Genomic DNA, 11,103 nt, shown 5'->3' with positions numbered 1-11,103 from the left:
GAGTATATATGTACTATGCCACAGTGCAATGCCATCGGTTTTGGTAGAAACAGGATATATAAACAACCCTGATGATGAAAAATACCTAAATTCGGAAGATGGACAAAACGAAATTGTGGCTTCCATCGTTAGGGCTTTAACAACTTATAAAAAAGAGATGGAATTAGTGTCGCGATAATTCACTATAAAACGTACTATATAAAAGCACTAAAAAGAACCACAGCAAAACTACTTAAACCCCATAACAACTCTGCTTAATGAAAATCTCAAACGAAACAAAAATAGGAGCACTTACGGCCATAGCAATTACCATACTTTTATTAGGATACAGCTTTTTGCGGGGAAATGATGTTTTTTCGGGGTCAAACAAATATTATGCTGTGTACCGAAGCGTAGAAGGGCTTGCTTTGGCCAAACCTGTATTGGTTAACGGGTTTCAGATTGGGCGGGTATCAAGTATGAAGCTACAGCCCGACGGACATACCATTGTGGAGTTTAAAATTGACCCGGATTACGTTATACCTAATAATACACTTGCAAAACTGTCAAGTACCGACCTTTTGGGCAGCAAGGCAATAGTTTTTGAGCTTGGAAACAGTAAGGTACCTGCCGAAGATAAGGACACATTAAAGGCCGATATACAAGGCAGTCTTGCTGAAAGCCTGCAGCCTATCCAAAAAAAGGCCGAGATGCTGATATCAAAAATGGATTCATCACTGGCAGCCATTAATAAAATATTGAATCCAACTTTTCAAAAAAATATTGACCGCAGCTTCATGAGCATTGCCAATTCGTTGCAAACCCTTGAAGGCACTACTAAAAAAATTGACAACCTGGTTGGTTCACAATCCGGCCATATTGATGCCATCCTCTCCAATGCCGAAGTTGTTTCGGGTAGTTTAAAAACCAGCACAGCCCATATAGAAGGGATGAGTGCTAATTTTGAGAAAGTGAGCAATGATATAGCTGCTTCGAATATTAAGCAAACCCTTGATAATGCCAATAAAGCCATGGCCGATCTTCAGGCTACTATCAACAAGATCAATACCAGCCAGGGTTCGCTGGGTTTATTACTTAATGATGATAAGATGTATAAAAATCTTGCAGATGCTTCAAACAACCTGAACAACCTGTTTATTGATCTGAAGGCACATCCTAAACGTTATGTAAGCTTTTCGGTTTTTGGCGGCAAGAAAGATTGATTTATTAGAGTCAAGAGTTTAGAATCAAGAGATAAGACTACTTAAAATTTGAATAATAAAAAAGCAGACGATCATCGCCTGCTTTTTTTATGTCTTGTCTCTTGATTCTAACCTCTTTGTTCTTCCCTACTCGATACTGAATGTTTTTCCTTCAATTGCCAGTTCTGTTGCCGGAAAAACGCTTCGCGCCTCATCAAGCAACTCATTTAAAGTTTTATACCTGGCCGAAAAATGGCCGATCAACAGCTTTTTCGCATTGGTTTTTAATGCTATTTGTGCTGCCTGCAGCGCTGTGGTATGATGCGTAATTAGCGCCCTGTCCAACATATCATTTAAAAATGTGGCCTCATGATAAAGTACCGTAACATTGCTGATCTGATCAAAATATTGCTCATTATACAATGTATCTGAACAATAGGCATAAGCTTTAGGCGCCTCAGAATCGGTAGTTAAGGTATCATTTTTATATACCGTGCCATTTGTTGAAGTATAATCCTTCCCCTTTTTAAGCGCCGTATAGTACTCAACAGGAATATTTAACTCATCCAGCTTTTCTTTTATCAATTTGCGTAAACGCTTTTTTTGCCTGAAAATAAAACCGGTACAATCAATACGATGATCAAGCGGAATGGTTTCAATAATGATATCATTATTGTTTACTATCACTTCGGCCTTTTGGGCGTTTGTAAAAGTATACTCAAGCGGAAACTGTAGTGTGGTTTCTGAATATTTTAATTGCAGATCAATAATTTCTTTTAAGTGTGCCGGGCAAAAAAGGTAAAGAGCTTTTTTGCGCCCGTTAAGATGCATGGATGATAGTAAACCTACCAGTCCCAAATAATGATCGCCGTGAAGATGGCTTATAAATATATAATCAATACGGCTGGCTTTAATATCAAAACGCAGCATTTGCTGCTGGGTACCTTCGCCGCAATCAATTAAGTACAGGTGCTCATTAATATTAAGTGCCTGTGATGTAGGATTTCTGTTAAAAATGGGTGTTGCAGAACTGCTCCCAAGTATTGTTACCTCAAATTTCATACAGGGTAAACAATCATAAGGGTTATCTTGCTTCTTTTTTCAGTTCTTTTTCAATCTCCTCCATGAAAATAAGATCGATGCCTTCTTCGGCTGTAGGAACAATGTTAAGTACATTATCCAATTGTGAAATGGTAACCAAACGGGCTACGGCATCATTTAATCCTGCCAGGATAAATAATCCTGTCGCATTTTTACACAAACGATGACCTACCAGTAAACTACTTAAACCCGAAGAATCTGCAAATTTTACTTGTGAAAGATCAAGAATTATATTTCGCTGACCTTCAGTATTGATCAATATCAACTCAGATTTTAATTGAGGCGTAACCAATGAGTTCAGTTTTGACTCATTAAGTTTCACTAAAATATATTTCTCGTGCTTATCAACAGTAAATTTCATTCTTGTTAAATATTAAGAAGCTAAGATAAGATTAATTTACGTGTAATTACAAATTACTTAATGCCTGTTTAATTCCGGTCTCCACCCTGTTTAGAACACTTGCATTATCCGGCTTCACAAATGTTTCGCCTATAATTTGTTCATACAGTTCTATATAGCGTTCAGATATCGATTTTACAATATCAGGTGTCATTACCGGTACCACCTGGCCGTCTTTACCCTGAAATCCGTTTTCGATGAGCCATTTCCTTACAAACTCTTTAGAAAGTTGTTTCTGAGGCTCGCCTTTTTGCTGACGTTCTTCATACCCTTCCTTATAAAAGTACCTTGACGAATCAGGCGTATGTATTTCATCAATTAAATAAATTACACCATCAATTTTGCCAAATTCATATTTGGTATCAACCAGGATCAATCCTTGCTTCGCGGCTATTTCAGTTCCGCGTTTAAATAATGCTTTGGTATAGGCCTCCAGCTTTGCATAATCATGGGCCGATACTATATTTTGTTTAAGGATCTCCGCTTTTGATATATCCTCGTCATGCCCTACTGATGCTTTAGTGGTAGGAGTAATGATAGGCTCAGGCAGTATGTCATTCTCCTTTAAACCTTCGGGCAGGCTTTCACCACAAACCTCTCTTTTACCGGCGCTGTACTCGCGCCATGCATGGCCTGCCAGGTAACCGCGTATTACCATCTCTACTTTAAAAGGTTCACAAATGCGACCGATGGTAACACTCGGATCAGGAACTGATATTACCCAGTTAGGTACAATATCAGCAGTGGCTTCTAAAAAACGTGCTGCAATCTGGTTCAGCACTTGTCCTTTATAAGGAATAGGTTCGGGCAGTACCACGTCAAAGGCCGAAATACGGTCTGTAACCACCATGGCCAGATACTTATTATCTATAGTATAAACATCACGTACCTTGCCTTTGTAAAAATTAGTTTGACCGGGTAAGTTAAAATGTGTTTCTTTTATTGCGTTCATTCTTTTTAGTATCAAGTAGTTAGTATCAAGTAGCAAGTATTTTGCCTGGCGCTTAATGCCGGCTACAAATAGTTAGTACAGCAATCAAAAATCTTGATACTTGATACTAACTACTTGATACCAACTAAACTACCTGATACTAAACTTTTATTGTATATCTCCGTAAGCTTCCAGTATTTTACGAACCAGTTTGTGCCTTACTACGTCTTCACCGCTCAGGTAAACAATTTCAATTCCTTTAATATCGGTTAGTATACGCAGGGCAGTATGCAAACCCGATTGTTGCTTTTTAGGAAGATCTATCTGTGTAACATCACCCGTAACAATAAACTTAGCCGACGGCCCCATACGGGTCAGGAACATCTTGAGCTGCATATCGGTAGCATTCTGTGCTTCGTCCAATATCACAAAACAATTATCCAGCGTACGGCCACGCATAAATGCCAATGGTGCAATTTCAATGGTACGGTTCTCCAGGTAAAATTTTAATTTCTCTGCCGGAATCATATCATCAAGCGCATCATATAAAGGTCTCAGGTAAGGATCTATCTTTTCTTTCAGGTCGCCCGGTAAAAACCCGAGGTTCTCCCCTGCTTCCACAGCCGGCCTGGTTAAAATGATACGTTTAATTTCCTTGTTTTTAAGCGCACGTACAGCTAAGGCAACAGCGGTATATGTTTTACCGGTACCAGCAGGCCCTATGGCAAAAAGTATGTCACTTTTGTTAATACTATCAACCATCTTTCGCTGGTTGGCGGTACGCGCTTTAACCATCACGCCATTTGGCCCAAAAACTATCACTTCGCCACTGGCAAACTTATCAGTTACCTGATCTGTTGATGGCGCGGCAGTAGCCTTTGATCCAAGTATTCGCTCAAGATCGGTTATGTTCAGGTTTTCGAATTTCTCCACATGTTGCAGCAGGTGATCGAATTTTTCCTGAAAAATATTCAGTTCGTGATCATCACCCAGAATTTTAACTTCGCTGCCACGTGCAACTATTTTAAGTTTAGGATATTGTTTCTTAATGATCTCAAAATGATCATTATTTGGCCCCCACAATACTGCCGGATTTACGTTTTCAATTGATAGCTTTAGCTCGTTCAATACTAATTTGATTTTTTAGTTACCGATTTTTATGAATTAAAAATTGAATATTTGTAGCTTCAAATGCTACTACAAGATTAGCAATAAATATTATAAAATTAATGGCAATAATAACATTAACTACTGATTTGGGCGATAAAGACATTTACCAGGCTGCACTTAAGGGCAGCATCTATAAATTGTTACCCTCAGTTAATATTGTTGATATTACCAACAACGTTGCGGCCTTTAATGTACAGCAAGCCGCGTTTATATTAAAAAACAGTTTTTATTACTTTCCGGAGAATACAGTACACCTTATTGGTATTGATACTGTTTATAATGACCATACCAAATACCTCGCTGTAAGATACAAAAAGCATTATTTTGTTGGTGCCGATAACGGCATTTTTTCGCTGATGTTTGATATTGATCCGGAGGAAATTGTGGAGATCAATATTATGCAGGATCTGAAGTTTTTGCATTTCCCGCTGGCCGATATTTTTGTTAAGGCAGCCTGTCATCTGGCACAGGGGGGTAAACTTAGTGAAATAGGCCTGCCGGTTCAAGACATCGAAAACAAAATGAATTTACAGCCTGTTATTGAAAAAAACCTGATAAAAGGCGTGGTTATTTATATCGATTCGTTTCAAAATGTGATAACCAATATCACTAAGGAGTTTTTTAACAGTGTGCAGCAGGGCCGGCGTTTTGTACTGAACTTTAAACGTAACGAAACCATTAACCATTTAAGCTGGCATTATAACGAAGTACCTGTCGGCGAAAAACTTTGTCTTTTTGGTATAAGCGACCACCTGGAAATAGCGATAAATAAAGGTAATGCCAGTGGCTTATTAGGTTTAAACCTTAATGATAAGGTGATCATTGAGTTTCAATAAGTTTTAATCCATGAAAAAAATCATTCTGCTTTGCTTCTTTTGTTTTTCGGGGATTGGTTTGGCTTATGCACAATCGCAGGTAAATGCCGATTCCATAGCTTACCAACTGCAGCGAAAAAAAATAAACAATATGCTCGACATGCGCAAGCAACGCTTTGGGCAATATCAGCAGAGCCTTAACGAGCACACCGGTATATTTGGTCTGCAAACAAAAAGCGACATACGCCGCTCAAACGATATTTTGATGGATATTGTTAAAACAGATGATAACATTTACAAAGAGTTAAAAATACTGTTGGAGTACCGGGCATTTCAGCAAAGGCAGATCCAAACACATTCCAAAGAAGCCGAAAGCCTCAGCTTAGGGTTTATGAGCACTATTAATAAGCTAAGGCAGCAAAATATAGCCTTAAAGGCCAGCGCTCAAAAGGCCGTTCAGCAAAAAGAAAATTCACAACGTATTTATATTATTGTAATTGTTCTCATGCTTGCGTCAATTTTATTCCTGATAAGCAAAAAAAGTAAAGTTAAGGTGTAATTTTACACCTGCATCTATTTAAAACTATAAATGGCAAGAGGACGACTGAACAGTGGCGCTAAGACCGAGACCGAATTACCAAAAGCAAAAATTAACAGGCAGAGCATCCAAAACATAAGGAAACTGCTCAATTACATAAAACCTTATCGGGGTAAATTTATATTGGGGTTGATATTTTTATTCATATCAAGCCTTGTTGGCCTTGCGTTCCCTAAAATTTTAGGCGCTTTAATTGATGCGGCTCAAGGCAAATATCCAAACAGCTATTTGCCACATAGCTTAAATGCCATAGCAATTGCAGGGTTTTTACTATTATTCGGGCAGGCCTTTGTATCATTTTTCAGAGTGGTTTGGTTTGTTCAGGTTGCTGAGCGCTCTCTGGCCGACATTAGGCGTGATACTTATTTTAAGCTGATCACCCTGCCAATGAACTTTTTTGCCAACCGCCGTGTTGGCGAGCTAAACAGCCGCATTTCTGCTGATCTTTCACAAATACAGGATACGCTAACTACTACTATAGCCGAGATCATCAGGCAGCTGGTGATCATGGTGGGTAGTGTTATTTTATTGGCTGTAGTATCAATTAAATTAACGCTGGCTTTACTGGCTATTTTACCTTTTCTTGTAGGGTTCGCTGTGTTTTTTGGAAGGTTCATACGTAAGCTTTCACGTCAGGCCCAGGATAAACTGGCCGAATCGAACACGATAGTTGAGGAAACACTGCAGGGTATAGCTAACGTAAAGGCATTTGTGAACGAAGCTTATGAAGCAACCCGTTACGATAAAATACTGCGCAATGTGGTTGATATTGCCGTAAAAGGCGCCAAATTCCGAGGGATCTTTGCATCGTTCATTGTGTTTTGCCTCTTCGGGACGTTTGTCGGAGTGATATGGTATGGCTCGGTATTGGTAAGTCACCATGAAATTTTGGTAGGCGACCTTACCACTTTCATCATGTATTCTATTTTTGTAGGTGCTGCGATGGGTACTTTTCCTGATCTGTATGCCAACCTGCAAAAGGCAGTAGGTGCAAGCGAAAGGGTATTAGAGATACTGGCCGAAAACGGCGAAGATATATCCATGGTTGAAAGCAATAACCAAATAGATCAACCCATAAGAGGTGATCTGGCTTTTGAAAACGTTGTTTTCGCCTACCCCTCCCGTTCAGAGCTTACGGTTTTAAAAGGTATTTCGTTTAATGCGGCGGCCGGTCAGCGGGTGGCTATTGTTGGGCCCAGCGGTTCGGGTAAATCAACTATGGCATCATTGATACTGCAATTTTATCACCCGCAAAGCGGCGAGATTTTGTTTGATGGTCGCCCTGCATCTGATTTCTCCATTACCGATATCCGTAACCAGGTAGCTATTGTACCCCAGGACGTGCTGCTTTTTGGCGGATCGATATTAGAGAACATCGCCTATGGCAGGCTTAACGCTTCAAAAGAAGACATTATACAGGCTGCTAAACGCGCAAACGCGCACCAGTTCATCACCTCCTTCCCCGAAGGTTATGAAACTATTGTGGGCGAGCGTGGGGTTAAACTATCCGGCGGTCAGCGCCAGCGTATAGCTATAGCAAGAGCATTGTTAAAAAACCCATCTATACTCATATTAGATGAGGCTACCTCATCATTGGATTCAGAATCAGAAAGACTGGTTCAGGAGGCTTTGGAAGAGCTGATGAAGGATCGTACTTCCATTATCATAGCGCACAGGCTTTCAACTATTCGTGAGGCTGATAAGATCATCGTGCTTGAAAAAGGCGAGATCATTGAAAGCGGCAGCCACCTGGAACTGATCAGTAACGAGCAGGGTCTTTATCGTTATTTGAACCAGCTGCAGTTTGATGCGCAAAACAGTTAGGTTGTAAGTTTTACGTAAATATGCTTTACGTAAAATAAACTATTATATTCACAACAAAAACTAACAACATCATACGTTCAACGTACAACGTAAAAGCGTATTATATATAATGAAATTAACCATACACGGGGCGGCCCGGCAGGTAACCGGCAGCATGCATTTGCTGGAAGTTGACCAATATAAGATATTAGTGGATTGCGGGTTGGATTACGAGAAAGACCGCAGCATACAATCAAATGAAAATTTCCTTTTTCGCCCCGAAGAGATCGATGTGGTGATACTTACACACGCGCACATTGATCACTCAGGTAATTTACCAACCCTCGTCAGGCTGGGCTTTAACGGTCAAATCCTGTGCACTCCCCCTACTGCCGACCTTACCGAGCTCCTGTTGCTCGATTCGGTAAGTATATTCATGAATAAGGCCCATAAAGGTAATAGAAGACGCGGTAAAGGCAAATTCAATTCTGGTGGAGGCGTACAACCGCTTTATCTGCAAAAGCACGTAATGGATACGGTAGACCGCTTTGTTACCATCGGTTTCAACAGACCTTTTCGCATTAATGGCGATATCGAGCTTACCTTTATCCCGGTTGGTCATCTATTAGGTGCCGCCGCGGCTGTATTGAAAGTAACGGAGCACGGCGAAGAAAAATCGATTGCCTTTACCGGTGATATCGGCAGGAAAAACTATCCTGTTCTGGACGATCCACAAACCTTACCGCCGGTTGATTTCCTGGTTTCTGAATCAACTTATGGAGGCCGTTATCATACCAAGGATAAGTCGGTTGAGCAAGCCTTAATTGAAACCATTGACAAAGCTTGCATCCGGGAACAGGGCAGGTTAATTATACCGGCATTTAGTATCGGGCGTACACAATCATTAGTGTACTCGTTAAACAAAATATTCAGCGAGGGATTATTGCCGAAGGTTAAAGTTTTTGTGGATAGTCCAATGGCTACCATGGCGACCGGGATTTTCAGAAAATATCACAGCCTGGTGAACCAGGAAGCGCAGGATTTTTATAAGGACAAAGGCGACGAGTTTGAATTTGACAACCTTACCTATGTAGAAACTTTAAAGGACAGCAGGCAGATCTCAAATTATTATGAACCCTGCATCATTATTTCCTCAGCCGGGATGCTGGAGGGCGGCCGTATCCAGGATCACCTTTTTTATAATATCCAAAATTATTATTGCACCATCTTGTTTATAGGTTACTGCGCCAAAGGTACTTTAGGTCATCGTTTACTGCGCGGCGATTCCATTGTTCATATTAAAGACAGGGAGCTGGCCGTTTATGCCACCATTAAACAAACTGATGTATTAAGCGCCCACGGTGATCATAATGACCTGGTGGAAAACGTAAAACAACAGGATAAATCAAAGCTTAAAAACGTTTTCCTGGTACACGGCGAAGCAGAAAGTATGCAACTACTGGCTGCCGATCTGGAGCATAATGGTTATACCGTTACCATACCGGAGAAGGACGTGGTTTATACGCTGTAATTTACGATGGGACACACATATTAAATATTTTAATATTTAACTAACTTTATAGCAAAAATCTGATCAATATCATGGCTATATCGATGGATCCTAAAACTCGCAAGCTTGTTAGTAGGGCATTTTTTTGTCTTGGTTTTATTGCAGTCAGCTACGGTTTCTTAAGAAGAGAAAAAGCAATGAAGTATACAGTAATTGTGATTGCAAAAGTTACGGGGTTTCGGCATCCTAAAATTGATAGAACCGAAGTAGATATACAATACAGTTATAATGGGAAGACGATAAACAATGACTTTTCTTTACGCCATCCTGATAGTTTAAAAGTAAATACTAAAATAAGGCTGCTTATTTCAAGAGTGTATCCAACTGAATCTCAATATATAGAATATCTCGGAGTTAAACATTAATAATTTTAATCGTCTTTCTGCTTACGTAAAAATTACTGTTTAAACAAAATGGCACGAACCAAAAAGATCCGTGCCATTCGTATAATTCGCACAAATTAGTGCAATTCGTGTTTACTTATTTTTTAAAGTGATCAATGATCAGGTTAGCAAGCTCAACACCTATGCGTTCCTGGGCCTCGTTAGTGGCAGCGCCAATATGCGGGGTAAGGGAAATTTTAGGGTGTTTTAATATTTCTTCGCGAGGAGTTGGCTCATTATCAAAAACATCCAAAGCGGCAAATGAAACCTGTCCGCTGTTTAATGCATCAATTAGGGCCAGCTCATCAATTAAGCCACCACGTGAAATATTTACCAGACCTACACCTTTTTTGGTTTGTGCCAGTTCTTCGGCACCGAAAAGCGCTTTATCAATAAATGGTGTATGCAGGGTAATAAAATCAGCTTGTTTGATCACCTCATCAAGTGTAACTGTTTTTACAGATACCTTAACAGTTGTGCCACCGCCTAAAACAATATCAAGCTCAGGGTTAAAAGGGAACAGGTCATAAGCAATAACATCCATACCTACACCTATAGCTATTTTAGCAACCTCGCGGCCGATACGGCCAAAACCTACAATACCTAAAGTTTTGCCACGCAGCTCAATACCTTTTGCATAAGCTTTCTTCAGATCATTGAATTTAGTACCACCATCAACCGGCATTTTGCGGTTGCTGTCATGCAGAAAACGTACACCACCAAACAAGCTGGCAAATACCAGTTCGGCAACTGATAATGATGATGAAGCAGGCGTGTTATAAACACCGATGCCTTTTTCTTTGGCATACTCCACATCAATATTATCAACACCTACACCACCGCGACCGATCAGTTTTAGATTAGGCGTAGCGTCAATTAAGGCTTTACGCACTTTGGTAGCGCTACGTACGGTTATGGCATCGTAGTTCTTCAACTTTTCAGGAAGTTCATCCTGAGGTATATTATTGGTATCAACAAAAAATCCGGCATCTTCTAAAAGCTGCTTTCCAATCGGATCTATACCATCATTAGCTAATATTTTGATCATAATCTGTATAGTTTAAGCCCCTGGCGCCCTAAAGAGGGAGCGATAAACTCATCCTTTAAAGATGCCGGAGGTTATTAATTATTTTGTTCCCCCTTCAGGGGGT

General features: G+C 40.1%; 12 protein-coding genes. 7 read left to right on the top strand and 5 right to left on the bottom strand.

The genetic code is table 11. From position 1 onward, the window contains the following. The first annotated feature begins 4 nt into the window (after positions 1–4). Both AC1DRQ_RS01505 and AC1DRQ_RS01500 read left to right on the top strand, forming a co-directional pair. Positions 5–178 (top strand): N-acetylmuramoyl-L-alanine amidase family protein, encoded by a 174-nt coding sequence (locus AC1DRQ_RS01505; protein WP_477421880.1) that lies wholly within the window; start codon positions 5–7, stop codon positions 176–178. 79 nt (positions 179–257) lie between these two features. After that, complete coding sequence (locus AC1DRQ_RS01500) at positions 258–1,202, top strand: MlaD family protein (protein WP_429391936.1); 945 nt, start codon at positions 258–260, stop codon at positions 1,200–1,202. 126 nt (positions 1,203–1,328) lie between these two features. On the opposite strand, the gene AC1DRQ_RS01495 is transcribed toward AC1DRQ_RS01500, so the two are convergent. The 4 genes from AC1DRQ_RS01495 to AC1DRQ_RS01480 form a co-directional block, all read right to left on the bottom strand. Further along, positions 1,329–2,243 carry a ribonuclease Z gene (locus tag AC1DRQ_RS01495; protein ID WP_477421875.1) on the bottom strand — a complete coding sequence of 305 codons (915 nt, stop codon included), beginning with the start codon at positions 2,241–2,243 and terminating at the stop codon, positions 1,329–1,331. 22 nt (positions 2,244–2,265) lie between these two features. After that, positions 2,266–2,643, bottom strand: a complete 378-nt coding sequence (locus AC1DRQ_RS01490; protein ID WP_076378832.1) for an STAS domain-containing protein — start codon at positions 2,641–2,643, stop codon at positions 2,266–2,268. 46 nt (positions 2,644–2,689) lie between these two features. Continuing rightward, positions 2,690–3,634, bottom strand: a complete 945-nt coding sequence (locus AC1DRQ_RS01485; RefSeq protein WP_477421874.1) for a phosphoribosylaminoimidazolesuccinocarboxamide synthase — start codon at positions 3,632–3,634, stop codon at positions 2,690–2,692. A gap of 147 nt (positions 3,635–3,781) precedes the next feature. Next, entirely contained in the window at positions 3,782–4,741 is a 960-nt protein-coding gene (locus AC1DRQ_RS01480; protein ID WP_477421873.1) for a PhoH family protein, read from the bottom strand. 101 nt (positions 4,742–4,842) lie between these two features. On the opposite strand from AC1DRQ_RS01480, the gene AC1DRQ_RS01475 reads away from it, so the two are divergent. The 5 genes from AC1DRQ_RS01475 (at position 4,843) to AC1DRQ_RS01455 (ending at position 9,934) form a co-directional block, all read left to right on the top strand. Beyond that, positions 4,843–5,619, top strand: coding sequence for an SAM hydrolase/SAM-dependent halogenase family protein (locus AC1DRQ_RS01475; RefSeq protein WP_429391927.1), 777 nt, complete (start codon positions 4,843–4,845; stop codon positions 5,617–5,619). Positions 5,620–5,629: 10 nt separating this feature from the next. Further along, positions 5,630–6,157, top strand: a complete 528-nt coding sequence (locus tag AC1DRQ_RS01470; RefSeq protein WP_477421872.1) for a hypothetical protein — start codon at positions 5,630–5,632, stop codon at positions 6,155–6,157. Positions 6,158–6,187: 30 nt separating this feature from the next. Beyond that, on the top strand, positions 6,188–8,020 hold the full coding sequence (locus AC1DRQ_RS01465) for an ABC transporter ATP-binding protein (protein ID WP_477421871.1): 1,833 nt from the start codon (positions 6,188–6,190) through the stop codon (positions 8,018–8,020). A 109-nt stretch (positions 8,021–8,129) separates the two neighbouring features. Further along, on the top strand, positions 8,130–9,530 hold the full coding sequence (locus AC1DRQ_RS01460) for an MBL fold metallo-hydrolase (protein WP_477421870.1): 1,401 nt from the start codon (positions 8,130–8,132) through the stop codon (positions 9,528–9,530). Between the two features lie 71 nt (positions 9,531–9,601). After that, a complete protein-coding gene (locus AC1DRQ_RS01455) occupies positions 9,602–9,934 on the top strand; it encodes a hypothetical protein (protein WP_477421869.1) in 333 nt (110 codons plus the stop codon). A gap of 115 nt (positions 9,935–10,049) precedes the next feature. Here the strand turns inward: AC1DRQ_RS01455 and AC1DRQ_RS01450 are convergent, their stop codons facing one another. Further along, positions 10,050–11,000: a D-2-hydroxyacid dehydrogenase gene (locus AC1DRQ_RS01450; RefSeq protein WP_477421868.1), complete on the bottom strand. Its 951-nt coding sequence runs from the start codon at positions 10,998–11,000 to the stop codon at positions 10,050–10,052. Between the last annotated feature and the right edge of the window lie 103 nt (positions 11,001–11,103).

This window comes from Mucilaginibacter sp. P4_E8, from assembly GCF_056401495.1.
The sequence above is the reverse complement of the archived record's forward strand: the minus strand, read 5'-3'. Positions and strand labels throughout refer to the sequence as shown.

Bases quoted from the DNA above. Each gene is read 5' to 3' on its own strand.
- AC1DRQ_RS01500 (WP_429391936.1), top strand. From the start codon at position 258: ATGAAAATCTCAAACGAAACAAAAATAGGAGCACTTACGGCCATAGCA.
- AC1DRQ_RS01495 (WP_477421875.1), bottom strand. From the start codon at position 2,243: ATGAAATTTGAGGTAACAATACTTGGGAGCAGTTCTGCAACACCCATT.
- AC1DRQ_RS01490 (WP_076378832.1), bottom strand. From the start codon at position 2,643: ATGAAATTTACTGTTGATAAGCACGAGAAATATATTTTAGTGAAACTT.
- AC1DRQ_RS01485 (WP_477421874.1), bottom strand. From the start codon at position 3,634: ATGAACGCAATAAAAGAAACACATTTTAACTTACCCGGTCAAACTAAT.
- AC1DRQ_RS01475 (WP_429391927.1), top strand. From the start codon at position 4,843: ATGGCAATAATAACATTAACTACTGATTTGGGCGATAAAGACATTTAC.
- AC1DRQ_RS01470 (WP_477421872.1), top strand. From the start codon at position 5,630: ATGAAAAAAATCATTCTGCTTTGCTTCTTTTGTTTTTCGGGGATTGGT.
- AC1DRQ_RS01465 (WP_477421871.1), top strand. From the start codon at position 6,188: ATGGCAAGAGGACGACTGAACAGTGGCGCTAAGACCGAGACCGAATTA.
- AC1DRQ_RS01460 (WP_477421870.1), top strand. From the start codon at position 8,130: ATGAAATTAACCATACACGGGGCGGCCCGGCAGGTAACCGGCAGCATG.
- AC1DRQ_RS01455 (WP_477421869.1), top strand. From the start codon at position 9,602: ATGGCTATATCGATGGATCCTAAAACTCGCAAGCTTGTTAGTAGGGCA.
- AC1DRQ_RS01450 (WP_477421868.1), bottom strand. From the start codon at position 11,000: ATGATCAAAATATTAGCTAATGATGGTATAGATCCGATTGGAAAGCAG.